The organism is Planomonospora algeriensis (genome assembly GCF_977012225.1).
In genome coordinates, this window is the sequence record NZ_CDRNDK010000112.1 from 1 (window position 1) to 15,877 (window position 15,877).

The window sequence follows — 15,877 nt, forward strand, 5'->3', positions numbered from 1 at the left end:
CACGCGGGCCGCGCCCGGCCGTTCCCGCCGGCACGACCGCCGCCCCGCAGGCCGGCGAGGCCGTTCTCGCCACCTGGCACCAGCTGCTCGACGACGGCCGCCTCCAGGTGGGGGAGCCGTTCCTGGCGGGTACCGCTCCGGTGGCCGAGGCGCTGCTGTCGGCGGCCACCGCGGCGGAGGCGGGCGTCGCCGACGGCGACAAGATCACCGTCACCACCGGGAAGGGCTCGCTGAGCCTGCCGGTGCGGATCGCCGCCCTGCCCGACCGGGTGGTGTGGCTGCCGGCCAACTCCGGCGGCCGCTCGGTGACCCGCGACCTGCGCGCCGCGGCCGGTGACATCGTCAAGATCGGAAGTGCCTCATGAGCGGGATACGGCCCGACGCGGTGAGCGGAGCGGTCCGCGGGGTACGAGCGGTCCGCGTAGCGAACGAGGAGCGGTGAGCTACCTGTGAACACATCTCTTCTTCTCGCGGCCCCGGCTGCCGACCCGAACATGCCGGGCCTCGCCGACTTCGGCAAGGACCCGATCGGGATCATGATCCTCAAGGGCGCCGTCATCTTCGTCGTCCTGATGCTGGGCGTGCTGTTCGGCGTGTGGTTCGAGCGCAAGCTCATCTCCCGCATGCAGAACCGGTACGGCCCCAACCGGGCGGGTAAGTTCGGCCTGCTGCAGTCGGTGGCCGACGGCCTGAAGATGGGTCTGAAGGAAGACCTGATGCCGCGGACCGTGGACAAGGTGATCTACTTCATCGCCCCGGTCGTGCTGGCCACCCCGGCCTTCATCGCCTTCTCGGTCATCCCGATGGGCCCGAAGGTCTCGATCTTCGGCACGGTCACCCCGCTGCAGCTGACCGACCTGCCGGTCGCGGTGCTGCTGGTGCTGGCCATGGCCTCCATCGGCGTCTACGGCATCGTGCTCGCCGGGTGGGGCTCCCGCTCGCCGTACGCGATGCTGGGCGGCCTGCGGGCCAGCGCCCAGGTGGTCTCCTACGAGATCGCGATGGGCCTGTCGTTCGTCGGCGTGTTCCTCTACGCGGGCACGCTCTCCACCTCGGAGATCGTCGCCGCGCAGGCGGAGGGCAACACGATCACGGCGTTCGGCCTGTCGATCCCGATGCCCTCGTGGTACATGGTCCTGCTGATCCCGTCCTTCCTGATCTACATCGTCACCATGCTGGGCGAGACCAACCGGGTCCCCTTCGACCTGCCCGAGGGCGAGGGCGAGCTGGTCGGCGGCTTCCAGACCGAGTACTCCAACTCGCTGAAGTTCGCCGTCATCATGCTCGCCGAGTACGTCAACGTCTTCGTGGTCTCGGCGGTGTCGATCACCCTGTTCATGGGCGGCTGGCGGGCCCCGTTCCCGATCAGCACGTTCTGGCCGGAGGCCAACACCGGCTGGTGGCCGCTGCTCTGGTTCTTCCTGAAGATGGTGCTGCTGTTCGCCTTCTTCATCTGGTGCCGCGCCTCGCTGCCGCGGGTCCGCTACGACCAGCTGATGGCGCTGGGCTGGAAGATCCTCATCCCGATCAACCTCGGCTGGATCATGCTGGTCGCCACCGTCCGCGCCATGCAGCTGCAGGGCACCGACCGGACCGTCGTCATGATCATCGCCTCGGTCGTGGTCGTCGGCGGCTTCGCCATCTGGCTGCGCTTCGACAACGTCCTGCAGAAGCGCAAGGAGGCCAGGGCGGCCCAGGTCGAGGCGGAGTTCCGGCAGCTCGAGGAGGACCCGCACGCCGGCGGGTTCCCCGTGCCGCCGCTCGACCTGCCGCACTACCACGGGGCCGCGGCCGCGCTGGAGTCGCGTGCCGACAAGACTGCGGAGGTTCCCAGTGGGAGCAACTGATTGGCTGAACCCGATCAAGGGGTTCGGCGTGACCTTCCACACGATGTTCAAGAAGGTCGAGACGGTCAACTACCCCGAGGAGAAGCGGCCCACGGCTCCGCGCTTCCACGGCCGGCACCAGCTCAACCGCTGGCCCGACGGCCTGGAGAAGTGCGTCGGCTGCGAGCTGTGCGCCTGGGCGTGCCCGGCCGACGCGATCTTCGTGGAGGGCGCCGACAACACCGAGTCCGAGCGCTTCTCCCCGGGGGAGCGCTACGGGCGCACCTACCAGATCAACTATCTGCGGTGCATCCTGTGCGGCCTGTGCATCGAGGCGTGCCCGACGCGCGCCCTGACGATGACCAACGAGTACGAACTCGCCGACTCGACGCGCGAGGGGCTCATCTACACCAAGGAGATGCTCCTGGCGCCGCTCAGCCCCGGCATGGAGGCCCCGCCCCACGCCATGCGCCTCGGCGAGACCGAAGAGGACTACTACCGGCTGGGACGTACCAATGGGTGAGGCCATCACGTTCTGGGTGCTGGCGGTCGTTTCCGTGGCCGCCGCGCTCGGGCTCGTCTTCAGCCGCAAGGCGGTCTACTCGGCGCTGATGCTGGGCGTGGTCATGCTCTCGCTGGCCGTGCTCTACGCCGTCCAGGACGCGCCCTTCCTCGCCGCGGTGCAGATCATCGTCTACACCGGCGCCGTCATGATGCTCTTCCTGTTCGTGCTGATGCTGGTCGGCGTGGACTCCTCCGACTCCCTGGTGGAGACGATCAGGGGTCAGCGCTTCTGGGCGATCCTCGCGGGCCTGGGCTTCGCCGCCCTGCTGGCCCTCGCGATCGGCAACGTGGTGTTCGCCCCGGCGGTGGGCGTCGGCCAGGTGACGCAGGCCAAGGGCGGCAACATCCCCGCCCTGGCAGAGATGATCTTCACCAGGCACGTCTTCGCCTTCGAGGTCACCTCGGCGCTGCTGATCACCGCGGCGCTCGGCGCGATGGTGCTGGCCCACCGCGAGCGGGTCCGGCCCAAGGCCACCCAGCGCGACCTGGCCCGCGCCCGCTTCTCCGGCCCGCAGCCCTCGCCGCTGCCCGGTCCGGGCACCTACGCCCTGCACAACGCCATCGACATGCCGGCCCTGCTGCCGGACGGCTCGGTCTCGGCCAAGTCGATCAACCGGGTCCTCGCCCGGCACGAGCTGGAAGAGGACTTCGCGCCGACCGACCCGGAGAAGGCCGCCATGATCAGGGAGGCCCTGGCCAAGGGCGAGGCCGAGGAGCGGGAGCACGGCGTCGAGCCGGAGCAGCCGATCCAGGCCAAGGACGCGGTCATCAAGGAGGACGGCCAGTGACCACCCACTACCTGGTGCTCTCCGCGCTGCTGTTCGCGATCGGGGCCGTCGGCGTGCTGCTGCGGCGCAACGCGATCGTGGTGTTCATGTGCGTGGAGCTCATGCTCAACGCCTGCAACCTGGCGTTCGTCACCTTCGCCCGGCAGCACGGCAACCTGGACGGCCAGCTCATCGCGTTCTTCGTGATGGTGGTGGCCGCGGCGGAGGTCGTGATCGGCCTCGCCATCATTGTGATGATCTTCCGAACCCGCAGGTCGGCGTCCGTGGACGACGCCAACCTGCTGAAGTACTAAGAGGTGGCCGGTGGAATCTCCTGTTGAGATCGTCCAGCACACCGGTGGGGCGATCGGCTACTCCTGGCTGATGATCGCGCTGCCGCTGCTCGGCGCCGCGATCCTCCTGCTGGGCGGGCGCCGTACCGACCGGTGGGGTCACCTCCTCGGCGTCGCGATGTCGCTGGGCGCCTTCGCGGTGGCCGTCGCCTCCTTCGTCCAGCTGCTCGCCCTGAATCCGGGCGAGCGCCGCCGCGGCATCGAGCTGTTCGAGTTCATCCCCGGCATGGCGGACATGGGGCTGCTGATCGACCCGCTGTCGATCAGCTTCGCTCTGCTGATCACCGGTGTGGGTTCGCTGATCCACATCTACTCGATCGGCTACATGTCGCACGACCACGACCGCCGCCGGTTCTTCTCCTACCTGAACCTGTTCGTCGCGGCCATGCTCCTGCTGGTGCTCTCGGACAACTACCTCGGCCTGTTCGTCGGCTGGGAGGGCGTGGGCCTGGCCTCCTACCTGCTGATCGGCTTCTGGCAGTTCAAGTCCAGCGCGGCCACCGCCGCCAAGAAGGCGTTCATCGTCAACCGCGTCGGCGACTTCGGCCTGCTGATCGGCATCTTCACGATCTGGACGACGTTCGGCTCGCTCGCCTTCCGCGACCTCGGCGCCGACGTGGCCACCCAGGCCTCCGAGGGCACGCTGACCGCGATCGGCCTGCTGCTGCTCGTCGGCGCCTGCGGAAAGTCGGCCCAGTTGCCGCTGCAGGCCTGGCTGCTGGACGCGATGGAGGGCCCGACCCCGGTCTCGGCCCTGATCCACGCCGCGACCATGGTCACCGCCGGCGTCTACCTCGTCGTGCGCTCCGGCGCCTTCTTCGAGGCCGCCCCGACCGCGCAGCTGGTCGTCACCATCGTCGGCGTCGCCACGCTGCTCGCCGGTGCGATCATCGGTTGCGCGAAGGACGACATCAAGAAGGGCCTGGCCGGTTCGACGATGTCGCAGATCGGCTACATGATGCTCGGCGCGGGCCTCGGCCCGGCGGGCTACGCCTTCGCGATCGGCCACCTGATCACCCACGGCTTCTTCAAGGCCAACATGTTCCTCGGCGCCGGCTCCGTCATGCACGCCATGAACGACGAGGTCGACATGCGCCGCTACGGCGCGCTGTTCCAGGTCATGAAGATCACCTCGGTGACGTTCATCATCGGCTACCTGGCCATCATCGGCTTCCCGCTGCTCTCCGGTTACTACACCAAGGAGGGCATCATCGAGACGGCGATGCACCACAACCCGGTCCTGGGCTGGCTCGCCGTGCTGGGCGCCGGACTGACCGGCTTCTACATGTCGCGGATGGTCTTCATGACCTTCTTCGGCAAGAAGCGCTGGGCCGACGACGCGCACCCGCACGAGTCGCCCGCGGTGATGACCTGGCCGCTGATCATCCTGTCGATCGGCTCGATCGGCCTGGGCGCCTTCCTGGTCCTGGGCAACCGGTTCGCGACCTTCCTCACCCCGGCCGTCGGCGCGCCCGCCGAGCTGCCCGAGCCGCACGTCTTCGGGGTCGGCCCCGCCGCCCTGGCCACGCTCGCCCTGGTCGCCGCCGGCGCCGCCTTCGCGTGGATGCGGTACGGCGCCGCCGAGGTGCCCGCCGTCGCCCCGCGCGGCTCCTTCCTCACCACCTTCGCCCGCCGCGACCTGTACGGCGACGCCCTGAACGAGTCGCTGTTCATGCGGCCCGGCCAGTGGCTGACCCGCCTGTCGGTGTTCCTCGACAACCGGGGCATCGACGGCCTGGTCAACGGTCTGGCCGCGGGCATCGGCGGGACCTCCGGACGGCTGCGCCGCGTGCAGACCGGCTACGTCCGCTCGTACGCGTTGTCCATCTTCTTCGGTGCCGCAGTGGTCGTCGGAGCGCTGCTCTACGTAGGGAACATGTGATGCCCTGGCTCTCGATACTGATGGCCGTGCCCGTACTGGGCGCGGTCGGGGTGGCGTGCCTCCCCAAGGGCAGCCACAAGCCCGCCAAGCAGCTCGCGCTGCTGGTCTCGCTGGTGGTGCTCGGCCTGACCGTCGCGATGGCGGTCCAGTTCAGCCCGAACGGGCAGCGCTTCCAGTTCACCGAGACCTACAGCTGGATCCCGGCCTTCGGCGTGAACTACGGCGTCGGCGTGGACGGCATCGCCCTGGTGCTGATCGCGCTGTCGGCGGTCCTCGTGCCGATCGTGATCCTGGCCTCCTGGCACGACACCGACGGGCCCGCGCCCGACGGCAGGAGCGACGCCCCGGCGCCCAAGCGCTCCGCGAAGACCTACTTCGCGCTGCTGCTGGTGCTGGAGGCGATGATGATCGGCGTCTTCGCGGCGACCGACATCTTCCTGTTCTACGTGTTCTTCGAGGCCATGCTCATCCCGATGTACTTCATGATCGGGTCGTACGGCGGGGTGCAGCGGTCCTACGCCGCGGTGAAGTTCCTGCTCTACTCGCTCTTCGGCGGCCTGCTCATGCTGGTCGCGGTGATCGCGCTCTACGTGGTCGCCGAGAAGAACACCTTCATGTTCCCCGAGCTGATCGGCGTCATCCAGGACCCGACCACGCAGAAGTGGCTGTTCGCCGGCTTCTTCATCGCGTTCGCGGTCAAGGCGCCGCTCTGGCCGTTCCACACCTGGCTGCCCGACGCCGCCGCGCAGGCCCCGGCCGGCGCGGCCGTGCTGCTGGTCGGCGTGCTGGACAAGGTCGGCACGTACGGCATGCTCCGCTTCTGCCTGGAGCTGTTCCCGGACGCGTCGAAGTTCTTCACCCCGCTGGTGATCGTGCTCTCGGTGGTCGGCATCATCTACGGCGCCATCGTGGCCATCGGCCAGACCGACATGAAGCGCCTGATCGCCTACACCTCGATCTCGCACTTCGGCTTCATCGCGCTGGGCGTCTTCGCGATGACGCAGAACGCGCAGGCCGGCGCCACGCTCTACATGGTCAACCACGGCTTCTCCACCGGCGCGCTGTTCCTGGTCGCCGGGTTCCTGATCCACCGCCGCGGCTCGGCCCAGATCGCCGACTACGGCGGCGTGCAGAAGGTCGCCCCGCTGCTCGCGGGCGCCTTCCTGATCGCCGGCCTGTCCGGTCTCGCCCTGCCGGGCCTGTCCTCGTTCGTCAGCGAGTTCATGGTCCTCATCGGCACCTACGAGCGCTACGCGATCCCGGCGATCATCGGCGCGCTCGGCGTGATCCTGGCGGCCATCTACATCCTGTGGATGTACCAGCGCATGATGAACGGGCCCACGGCCGAGAAGGTCAAGGGCTTCACCGACCTCAACGGCCGGGAGAAGTGGGTGGTGGCCCCGCTGATCGCGGCGATCATCGCGCTCGGCTTCTTCCCCAAGCCGGTGCTCGACGTGATCAACCCCGCGGTGGACAAGACGCTGGACAGCGCCCAGGTGCTGGACAAGCAGCCGGCCTCCACCGCCGCTGAGAAGAAGGGGGCCGGCCAGTGAACGGCACCACCATTCCGGCGCCGACGATCGAATACGCCCTGCTCGCGCCGATGCTGATCGTCTTCGGCGCGGCGATCGTCGGCGTGCTGGTCGAGGCGTTCTTCCCGCGCTACCTGCGCAAGTCGGTCCACGTGCCGCTGACGCTGCTGGCGCTGGCCGGGGCCTTCCTGATGACCGTCCTGCAGGTGGTCAGGGAGGGCGTGCCGACCACCCCGTCCGCCATGGGCGCGGTCGCGGTGGACGGGCCCGCCCTGTTCATCTGGGGCCTCATCCTGGTCCTGGCGATCGTCAGCACGCTCCTCATCAACGACGAGGACCAGTTCGTCGCGCAGGCCGCGGCCGTACCGGGCAGCGCCGACGAGGAGGAGGCGGTCCGCAGCGGGTACGCCCAGACCGAGGTCTACCCGCTGCTGCTGTTCTCCGTCGGCGGCATGATGCTCTTCCCCGCCTCCAACGACCTGCTGATCATGTTCGTGGCGCTGGAAGTGCTCTCCCTGCCGCTGTACCTGCTCTGCGGCCTGGCCCGCCGGCGCCGCCTGCTCTCGCAGGAGGCCTCGGTCAAGTACTTCCTGCTCGGCGCGTTCTCCTCGGCCTTCTTCCTGTACGGCATGGCCCTGGTGTACGGCTACGCCGGCTCGCTCGACCTGAAGGCCATCAGCGCCGCGCTGGGCACGGTCAGCGGCCAGAACACGCTGCTGCTGGCCGGCACCGCGATGCTCGGCGTCGGCCTGCTCTTCAAGATCGGCGCGGCGCCGTTCCAGGCCTGGAAGCCCGACGTCTACCAGGGCGCGCCCACCGCGGTCACCGCCCTGATGGCCTCCACCGTCCTGGTGTCGGCCTTCGGCGCGCTGCTGCGGGTCTTCTGGGTCGCCCTGGGCAACCTGGACTGGGACTGGCGCCCGGTGATGTGGGGCGTCGCCATCCTGACCATGATCGTCGGTGCGATCCTGGCCATCACCCAGACCGACATCAAGCGCATGCTGGCCTACTCGTCGATCGCGCACTCGGGCTTCATCCTGACCGGCGTGATCGCGACGGGCGCCTTCGAGCAGAACCAGAGCGCCCTCTCGGCGATCCTGTTCTACCTGGCGGCGTACGGCTTCACCACGGTCGGCGCCTTCGCCGTGGTGACGATGGTCCGCGACGCGGGCGGCGAGGCCGGGCACCTGTCCCGGTGGGCCGGCCTCGGCAAGCGGGCCCCGATCCTGGCGGGCATCTTCGCGTTCTTCCTGCTGGCCTTCGCCGGCATCCCGCTGACCAGCGGGTTCTTCGGGAAGTACGCGGTGTTCTCCGCCGCGGTCGCGGGCGACGCGCTGCCCCTGGTCGTCGTGGGCGTGGTGACCTCGGCCATCGCGGCGTTCTTCTACGTCCGCGTGATCGTGCTGATGTTCTTCAGCGAGCCGGCGGCCGACGGGCCGACCATCGCGACGCCCACCATCGGCACCTCGGCTGTGGTCGCCCTCGCGGCAGCGGCTACCGTAGTCCTCGGAGTCTTCCCGCAGCCGGTCCTGGACCTGGCCGGCGAGGCGGCTTCGGCCCTGTTCATTCGCTAGGAAGTGTAGGAACCCATGGCTGCGCCACCGGTTGTCGATCTCCCGCTCGTCGACGAGCGGCTGGCGCAGGACCTGGCCGCGGGCCTGGCCGAGGTGGAGAAGCTGCTGCGGTCCTCGGTGGAGAGCGAGGACGCCTTCGTCACGGAGGCGTCCAGGCACCTCATCGAGGCCGGCGGCAAGCGCTTCCGGGCCATGCTCGTGCTGCTCGCCGCGCAGTTCGGCACGCAGGACGCCCCCGGGGTGGTCCCCGGGGCCGTGGTCATCGAGCTGACCCACCTGGCCACGCTCTACCACGACGACGTCATGGACGAGGCCCCGGTCCGCCGGGGCTCGGAGTCGGCCAACGCCCGGTGGAACAACACCGTGGCCATCCTGACCGGCGACTACCTGTTCGCCCAGGCCTCGGAGATCCTCGCCGACCTCGGCCCGGACATCATCCGCATCCAGGCCCAGACCTTCTCCCGGCTGGTCCGCGGCCAGATCCGCGAGACCATCGGCCCCCGCGACGGGGATGATCCGGTGCGGCACTACATCGAGGTGCTGGCCGACAAGACCGGCTCGCTGATCGCCACCTCCGGGCGCTTCGGCGCCCTGCTGAGCGGCGCCGCGCCCGACGTGGTCGAGCGCCTGGCGAACGCCTGCGAGGCCATCGGCGTCGCCTGGCAGCTCAGCGACGACCTGCTGGACGTCGCCTCCGAGTCCACCGAGTCCGGCAAGACGCCCGGCACCGACCTGCGCGAGGGCATCCGGACGCTCCCGGTGCTCTACGTCCTGTCCGGCGACGACCCCGCCGACGCCCGGCTGCGGGAGCTGCTGTCCGGACCGGTGGCCGAGGACGACGTCGAGGAGACCCTGGCGCTGCTGCGGGCCAACCCGGCCATGGACCGGGCCCGCGCCGAGCTGGTCGCCTGGGCCGACCGCGCCCGCGCGGACCTGGCGGGCCTGCCCGACATCCCGGCCCGCGCCGCCTACCTCGCCCTCTGCGACTACGTCGTCGAGCGCTCCGGCTGATCCGACCGGTTCCGCTCGGCGGCATTTCCTTGCGTGTGCATCTGTTGCATGAGCAGGTAGGCTCGCTGCCAGGTGCTCAGAGGTAAGGAGGGCTCACAATGACGTGGGACCGTTTCGCCCTGCTGTACGCGCGTGTGGAGACCGAACTGGCCAAGGCGCTCCAGCGCGGCCACGGCCTGGGCCTGTCGGAGTACCGCGCGCTCAAGCGGCTCGCCGCCGCTCCGGACGGCGAACTGCGGATGCAGGAGCTGGCCGAGGCGGTCGGGCTGAACCAGAGCTCGGTGACCCGCCTCATCGCCCGGCTGGAGGAGGCGGGGCTGACCCGCCGCGACCTGTGCGCGGCAGACCGCCGCGGCGTCTACTCGGTGATCACGGGTGAGGGGCGGGCCCGGCTGGGCGAGGCCTCGCCCACCTACGAGCGCTCCCTGGAGACCGCCCTGGACCGCGCCGGCACCGACCCGGAACTGCAGCCGCTGGTGGCCGCCGTCCGGGGCCTCGGGGCCGCAGCCGGGCGCTAGGCCGGGCCGGTACGGCAGGCCCGGATGTCCGGGTGGTTCGGCGGGTCAGGCCGTCGCGGGCTCCAGCCGCTCGGCGCGGCGGGCCGCCTGGGCGGCGCGGGCGGTGCGGAGGCTGTCGTAGGTGAAGACCGACAGGGCCAGCCAGACGATGGCGAACCCGGCCCAGCGGCTCGGCGGCATCACCTCGTGGGCGACGAACACGCCGCAGAGGAACTGCAGGACCGGGGCGATGTACTGCAGCAGGCCGATCGTGGTGAGCGGGACGCGGATCGCGGCCGCGGAGAAGCAGATGAGCGGGACGGCGGTGATCACGCCCGCCCCGGCGAGCAGCAGCGCGTGCCCCGCGCCCGCGCTCCCGAAGGTGCCGGTGCCCTGCTGAGTGAGATAGCCCAGGTAGCCCAGGGCGGGCAGCAGCAGGACGAGCGTCTCGACCGCCATGCTCTCCGCCGCGCCGACCTGGGCGGTCTTCTTGACCAGGCCGTAGGTGCCGAAGCTGGCGGCCAGGACCATCGCGATCCAGGGCAGCCGGCCGTAGTCCAGGGTGAGCACGACGACGGCCGCGGCGCCGAGCCCGACCGCCGCCCACTGCAGCGGGCGCAGCCGCTCCTTGAGCAGGAAGACGCCGAAGAGCACGCTGACCAGCGGGTTGATGAAGTAGCCCAGGGCGCTCTCGACGACGTGCCCGGTGTTCACCGCGTAGATGTAGACGCCCCAGTTGACCGTGATGATCAGCGCGGCGAGGGCCAGGAGGCCGATCTTGCGGGGGGTGCGGGCGATCTCCCGGATCCACGACCAGTGCCGCCGCACCGCGAGGATGGCGACGACCGCGACGAGCGACCACGCCATGCGGTGGGCCAGGATCTCCAGGGCGCTGGAGGGCTTGAGCAGCGGCCAGTAGAGCGGGAACAGGCCCCACATGCTGTAGGCGGCGATGCCGTACAGGACTCCGCGGCGGGATTCAGGCATGTCACTCATTTTGACTGCTTACCATTTTTAACACAAATTAGCAGTTCTGATGCGATCGTTAAGCGTTGCTTATGGGAACATCGGGCGGTCCGGCGCGGTTGAGCAGAGCGGAGTAAGGCGACAGGAGGAGGTTCCGATGGGCTGGCTCTTCGGCAGAGAGAAGACGTCCATGGTGTCCCCGGAGAACGCGCTTCCCGGACGGGACGAGCGCATGCCGGTGCCCGCGCGGCACATGGTCCTCGACGCCCCGCTGGCCCCGCCGTACCCCGGCGACGTCGAGATCGCCGACTTCGGCCTCGGCTGCTTCTGGGGGGCCGAGCGCAAGTTCTGGCAGACCCCCGGCGTCGTGTCCACCTCGGTCGGCTACGCGGGCGGCCACACCCCCAACCCGACCTACGAGGAGGTCTGCAGCGGGCTCACCGGCCACACCGAGGTGGTCCGGGTCGTCTTCGACCCGGCCGAGGTGTCGTACGAGGAGCTGCTGCGGGTCTTCTGGGAGAACCACGACCCCACCCAGGGCATGCGCCAGGGCAACGACGTCGGCACGCAGTACCGCTCGGCGGTCTACTTCCACTCCCCGGAGCAGGAGAAGTCCGCCCTCGCCTCCCGCGACGCCTACCAGAAGGTCCTCACCGAGGCCGGCCACGGCCCGATCACCACGGAGATCGCCCCGTTCGGTGAGTACTACTTCGCGGAGGAATATCACCAGCAATATCTGTTCAAGAACCCCGGCGGCTACTGCGGCATCGGCGGCACCGGGGTCTCCTGTCCGGTCGGCATCGCGCCCGCCGGGGAGTGAACAAGGCGGTATTCGACGAGGTGTCGGTCCTGTGGACGGAGCACAGGGGGCTGACCTTCCCCGACGACCTGCGCAGGGTAGAGGTCCACGGCGAGCCGGTGGCGTACCTGGACTTCTGCAAGGCGGGTCCGCTGACCGGCTATGTAGGGAGTCAGCGAGGGGCGTTGGACCCTGCTCAGTTCCGCGTCGCGAGGAGGTGCGCCCGCGATCTGCGGGCGCTCCTGCGCCGACGCGATGGCCGGACCTATGTCGTCCGCCTGCTCCAGATCGCCGACCTGATCACCGGTGATGCGGCTCGGGAAGCTCACCACGAAGAGTGACAGCGGCGACAACTTTCATTACAGGGTCAAGGGCCGCCTGTCGGCGGCCGCAGAGTCATTGCCGAAGACTTCCGTTCGCGTTCACGTTCCCGCAGGGACGCGTAGAACAGCCAGACCAGCGCCATAGAGAAGGCGATCCCCACAGGAACACGGACCCATGGACTGGAGACGTCGCTCAAAGACGGGTTGACCACAAACGCGGCGGCGAGAGTCGCCCACCAGGCGCGGTCGTAGCGCCGACACCTTCCGGAGGAGGCTGCGTCCATGCTCATGTCGTGAGGATATGCGGGCCTTCGCCCTGGTCAGGAGCGTCGAGCTTCGGCCGAGAGCATGCTCCCGCCGCCGGTTGCCGAATTGTTCTTATAGGTGATCAAGGCGGCGGCGCACCGCGCCGCCGCACGGCCCAGCGTCGCGGACCCCGGCCGCGCATGCGGCCTGGGGGCCGGTCACGGCCGGGGCCGCACTCGGGCCGCCCACCGACCGCCGGCCCCGCCGTACCCAACCAACCCGCCGCACTGGGGCCACACCGCCACCTCGCTCGAATCAGCACCGCCCTCCTCAGTCTCGACCCAGAGGGCTGTCCTACGGGATCCTCCGGCTCATAACATCGACCCCTATGCTCCGGAACCTCTTTCTCACCGCAGGAACCCTCCTCATCCTCACCGGCCTCTACAAGATTGTGTTCTCTCCCCCCGGTCTCTACTGGAGCTATGGCGGCGGGAACGAAAGCTCTACACCCGCATCCTTTGCCTTGGTCGCGCTGAGCGAGCCTCTTCTTCTCGTCTTCGGAGGTACTGGGATGATGCTCGGCGCCATCGCAGCAGCCATCACGCCTAATGGGAAAACCGCCTCCGGCGGGGGCCTCCGACTCCGGGATGATCAGCAGCGGCACGAGCCGGAATCGTAAGAGCTGAGGTAGAGGCCTGATCATCCCGTCTGCCATCGACCCGGGACAAGCCGAGCAGACCACGGGCCGGGGCGCCAGGTCGTTCGTCCAGTAGGGCGCTCCACCTGGCGCCCCGGCCCGTGCCCTGCTTCCCCTGCGGGCGGGTCGACGGCAGACGGGATGATCAGGCGGGCGGAGTACGCAGCGCGAGGCCGCATGCTCTCTATGCTGCGGTACAGCGCAGCGATCAGAGAAAGGCCAGAGATGTCCGATCGAAGCACCTGGACCATGCACCACTTCTCCCGATCCACCCCGAAAGGACCAGAGCAAGGAGACGTGCCCGCGCTCCTTCGCAGCGTCGCAGACTCCATCGAGGAACTGGGCAACGTCGAAATCTACGACCTGATCCTGCACAACGAGATCACCGAGAACGGCCACTGGCCGAGCATCACCGTGTATTACGACTACCCCAGCGACGACACCTGACCTGGGGTTCGGCTCTGATCGTCGTGCAATTAGCGTGCAATTAGACAGGGTGACGAGGGGTCAACCACGGTCACTCACGACCGGTCGAACGCCCAGCTCAGCCGCTCCACGAGGCATGATCGATGCACTTCCCAAGCTGACAGCGCGGGTTCGATTCCCGTCGCCCGCTCCACACACCGAGACCCAGGTCGAGGAATCCCTAACCGGGCCCCATCCCTTCTCCCCTTGACCGTCACTGAAGGTTACCCTCGCGAGGTTGTCGGATCACGAGTGATCCGAGTGCCGACGTCCTCACCCTGGCAGATCGCCTTCATAACGCCCATCGCCGCCACGTCGAATACATGCATGAGGAGCCCTTGCTCGTTGGCAAGCACGAAGGCGCTCTCGTCCATGACCCTTACCCCGGCCGCCAGAGCCTCCCGGTAGGTCAGGGTGGTGTATCGCTTGGCGTCCGGGTTGGCGTTCGGGTCACTGTCATACACGCCGTCGACACCGCGCTTGGCCACCAGCAGCGCATCCGCTTCAAGCTCCAGAGCCCGCTGAACAGCGGGATAGTCCGTCGTGACGTACGGCTGGCCGATGCCGCCGGCGAGCAGCACGATCAGCCCTCGCCGGAGGTGCCGGTCGGCACGAAGCCGGATGAACGGCTCCGCCACGCTCTGCATGGGCACGGCGGTCATCACCCGCACATCTGCTTGCGAACGTGCGGTGAGCACTCCACGCAACATCAACGCGTTCATCACCGTGCCGAGCATGCCGATGTTGTCGGCCTCAGCCCGGCCGATCCCCCATCCCTCGGCCATCCTGCCGCGGAAGTAGTTGCCGCCCCCGATGACCACCGCGACCTCGACACCCAGCGCATGGACGGCAAGGATCTCATCCGCCAGCTGAGCCAGACGCGCGGGATCAGTGCCCCAACCGGCATCTCCCGCCAGTGCCTCGCCGCTCAGCTTGACGACGACACGTGAGTAACGTTCCATTCCGTTCCCTTCGAGGCCACACCGTCGGCGACCTGATCAAGAATACGAGGTAGGACCTCGTAAGGAGAGCACCGAACATCAAGTTCAAGGGGCGTGCCAGATTCGTGTCAGAACAGGCGGGGAACCTCAGTCACTCATGGGGACTCGCAGTCAACCGCCCCGCTCTGACCTGCACCCCCGTTTTCCCAGCTCAACCCGGCGTGACCAGTAGCCGGTTCCCAAGCTGACAGCGCGGGTTCGATTCCCGTCACCCGCTCCACGCACCGAGGCCCCGGTCAGGGAGAGAATCCCGACTCGGTCCTTGATCGTTTCTAGAGCCTGCGAGCCCTCCCCGGATTCACCGCCAGTGCGGTGAATCCGGGAGTCTCTCCGTCTCTCCTCTGTAAGCTCATGGCCAGCGAGAGGAGCCGCCACATGACCGCGCAGCCACAGGACTTCCCCGCTTCCATCCCACCGGCACCGGAGAAGAACCTGCGTGCCATCCGCGCCGCTCTGGTCATGTCTCAAGACCGCGATGCATTCGACGCCGGGCTCAGAGCCGTACTCGATGAAGTCCGGGTCGGCCTGGATCTCAGCGCGCTGAACGCCTTCGTCCACCGCTGGTGGATCTCCGCGTGCGACTCGGCGAAGGACCCCGAAGGACGCCGCCAGATGCACGCCAGGGCCGAGCAGATCATCGTCGGTGAACCATCCCGCCGGGGCAGACCGTGGCGTGAGGTTCTGACGGAGCGCGGAATCGAGCTGTAGGTGTACCACGTCCTGCTCGACCCGATCATCGAGGAACAGATCGCCGAACTCCCTGAGGAAGCCCTGCGCCCGCTCGCGGAACTGCTCGCCCTCCTGGAGATCGCGCCGTGGAGCGGGCGACCGTACAACCCGGCCGACCCCAAGGCGAACATGCTCACCCACGCCTTCGGTGAACGGGGTCTCGCGACGTACATCGCGCTGGACGAACAACGCGAGGTCTACCTCATCCGGATCGAATGGCCGTAACGGCTTCGCATCCGGGCTACCACCCCACCCCACCTCACACGGGTACCGGACGGCCGCTGCCTTTCCGGGTGGAGACCAACGGTTCCAGCAGCGCCCATTCCGCGTCGGCGAGATCGGCCGGGTAGGGGCGTCGGGGGTTGGGCATGGGGGATCTCCCCCGCCCGGCAACGCGCGTCCTCCGCGGCCCGTCCGGCTGTCAGCTGGCCTGGTAGGCGTCTTCCAGCTCGTGCCGGTCAGCGGGGAGCAGGACCTCACCACGGCCAACGCCGTACCCGAGGCGTCCCGGATCGCGCCGTAGACGGCCAGCAGCGGCGTGTTCTTCGGCATGCCGAGTCTCTCGGCCTCGTCGCTCGCGAGCATGCGGGCGGTGATCTGGATTCCTCTACCCTGTCGCCGTGCCCACCGACATCTACGGCTTCA

18 protein-coding genes are annotated in these 15,877 nt (G+C 68.6%); 16 read left to right on the forward strand and 2 right to left on the reverse strand.

All coding sequences use genetic code 11. The features are described 5' to 3' along the window. The 10 genes from ACWJ6R_RS14340 to ACWJ6R_RS14385 form a co-directional block, all read left to right on the forward strand. Positions 1–365 (forward strand): molybdopterin dinucleotide binding domain-containing protein (locus ACWJ6R_RS14340; protein WP_449062692.1); only part of this gene is annotated, 365 nt, incomplete at its 5' end. An 84-nt stretch (positions 366–449) separates the two neighbouring features. Next, positions 450–1,847, forward strand: a complete 1,398-nt coding sequence (gene nuoH, locus ACWJ6R_RS14345) for an NADH-quinone oxidoreductase subunit NuoH (protein ID WP_449062693.1) — start codon at positions 450–452, stop codon at positions 1,845–1,847. Further along, positions 1,834–2,349, forward strand: coding sequence for an NADH-quinone oxidoreductase subunit NuoI (gene nuoI / locus ACWJ6R_RS14350; protein WP_449062694.1), 516 nt, complete (start codon positions 1,834–1,836; stop codon positions 2,347–2,349). The genes nuoH and nuoI overlap by 14 nt, the downstream gene beginning before the upstream one ends. After that, positions 2,342–3,178, forward strand: coding sequence for an NADH-quinone oxidoreductase subunit J (locus tag ACWJ6R_RS14355; protein ID WP_449062695.1), 837 nt, complete (start codon positions 2,342–2,344; stop codon positions 3,176–3,178). The genes nuoI and ACWJ6R_RS14355 overlap by 8 nt, the downstream gene beginning before the upstream one ends. Continuing rightward, positions 3,175–3,471, forward strand: a complete 297-nt coding sequence (gene nuoK / locus ACWJ6R_RS14360; RefSeq protein WP_068898216.1) for an NADH-quinone oxidoreductase subunit NuoK — start codon at positions 3,175–3,177, stop codon at positions 3,469–3,471. The genes ACWJ6R_RS14355 and nuoK overlap by 4 nt, the downstream gene beginning before the upstream one ends. Positions 3,472–3,541: 70 nt before the next feature. Next, complete coding sequence (gene nuoL, locus ACWJ6R_RS14365; protein ID WP_449062707.1) at positions 3,542–5,392, forward strand: NADH-quinone oxidoreductase subunit L; 1,851 nt, start codon at positions 3,542–3,544, stop codon at positions 5,390–5,392. Continuing rightward, the gene (locus ACWJ6R_RS14370; protein WP_449062696.1) at positions 5,392–6,945 is read left to right on the forward strand and encodes an NADH-quinone oxidoreductase subunit M; all 1,554 of its coding nucleotides are present in this window, start codon (positions 5,392–5,394) and stop codon (positions 6,943–6,945) included. Before nuoL ends, ACWJ6R_RS14370 begins: the two co-directional genes overlap by 1 nt. Continuing rightward, a complete protein-coding gene (nuoN, locus tag ACWJ6R_RS14375) occupies positions 6,942–8,498 on the forward strand; it encodes an NADH-quinone oxidoreductase subunit NuoN (RefSeq protein WP_449062697.1) in 1,557 nt (518 codons plus the stop codon). The genes ACWJ6R_RS14370 and nuoN overlap by 4 nt, the downstream gene beginning before the upstream one ends. A 15-nt stretch (positions 8,499–8,513) precedes the next feature. Further along, positions 8,514–9,509, forward strand: a complete 996-nt coding sequence (locus ACWJ6R_RS14380) for a polyprenyl synthetase family protein (RefSeq protein ID WP_449062698.1) — start codon at positions 8,514–8,516, stop codon at positions 9,507–9,509. A gap of 98 nt (positions 9,510–9,607) precedes the next feature. Beyond that, positions 9,608–10,027, forward strand: coding sequence for a MarR family winged helix-turn-helix transcriptional regulator (locus ACWJ6R_RS14385; RefSeq protein ID WP_449062699.1), 420 nt, complete (start codon positions 9,608–9,610; stop codon positions 10,025–10,027). Positions 10,028–10,072: 45 nt separating this feature from the next. Here ACWJ6R_RS14385 and rarD read toward each other — a convergent pair whose 3' ends face one another. Next, positions 10,073–10,993 carry an EamA family transporter RarD gene (gene rarD, locus ACWJ6R_RS14390; RefSeq protein WP_068898225.1) on the reverse strand — a complete coding sequence of 307 codons (921 nt, stop codon included), beginning with the start codon at positions 10,991–10,993 and terminating at the stop codon, positions 10,073–10,075. Positions 10,994–11,129: 136 nt separating this feature from the next. Between rarD and msrA the strand changes: the two genes are divergently transcribed. The 4 genes from msrA to ACWJ6R_RS14410 all read left to right on the forward strand — a co-directional run bounded on the left by msrA (position 11,130) and on the right by ACWJ6R_RS14410 (position 13,484). After that, positions 11,130–11,792, forward strand: a complete 663-nt coding sequence (gene msrA, locus ACWJ6R_RS14395) for a peptide-methionine (S)-S-oxide reductase MsrA (RefSeq protein WP_449062700.1) — start codon at positions 11,130–11,132, stop codon at positions 11,790–11,792. Next, positions 11,789–12,112 (forward strand): hypothetical protein, encoded by a 324-nt coding sequence (locus ACWJ6R_RS14400; RefSeq protein WP_449062701.1) that lies wholly within the window; start codon positions 11,789–11,791, stop codon positions 12,110–12,112. Before msrA ends, ACWJ6R_RS14400 begins: the two co-directional genes overlap by 4 nt. A 616-nt stretch (positions 12,113–12,728) precedes the next feature. Next, positions 12,729–13,019, forward strand: coding sequence for a hypothetical protein (locus tag ACWJ6R_RS14405; protein ID WP_449062702.1), 291 nt, complete (start codon positions 12,729–12,731; stop codon positions 13,017–13,019). A 315-nt stretch (positions 13,020–13,334) separates the two neighbouring features. Beyond that, positions 13,335–13,484: a hypothetical protein gene (locus ACWJ6R_RS14410; protein ID WP_449062703.1), complete on the forward strand. Its 150-nt coding sequence runs from the start codon at positions 13,335–13,337 to the stop codon at positions 13,482–13,484. Positions 13,485–13,726: 242 nt separating this feature from the next. On the opposite strand, the gene pyrH is transcribed toward ACWJ6R_RS14410, so the two are convergent. Further along, positions 13,727–14,464 (reverse strand): UMP kinase, encoded by a 738-nt coding sequence (pyrH, locus tag ACWJ6R_RS14415; RefSeq protein ID WP_449062704.1) that lies wholly within the window; start codon positions 14,462–14,464, stop codon positions 13,727–13,729. A 414-nt stretch (positions 14,465–14,878) separates the two neighbouring features. Between pyrH and ACWJ6R_RS14420 the strand changes: the two genes are divergently transcribed. Both ACWJ6R_RS14420 and ACWJ6R_RS14425 read left to right on the forward strand, forming a co-directional pair. Continuing rightward, positions 14,879–15,211 carry a DUF6247 family protein gene (locus ACWJ6R_RS14420; RefSeq protein ID WP_449062705.1) on the forward strand — a complete coding sequence of 111 codons (333 nt, stop codon included), beginning with the start codon at positions 14,879–14,881 and terminating at the stop codon, positions 15,209–15,211. After that, a complete protein-coding gene (locus tag ACWJ6R_RS14425; protein WP_449062706.1) occupies positions 15,212–15,457 on the forward strand; it encodes a hypothetical protein in 246 nt (81 codons plus the stop codon). The last annotated feature ends 420 nt before the right edge of the window (positions 15,458–15,877 follow it).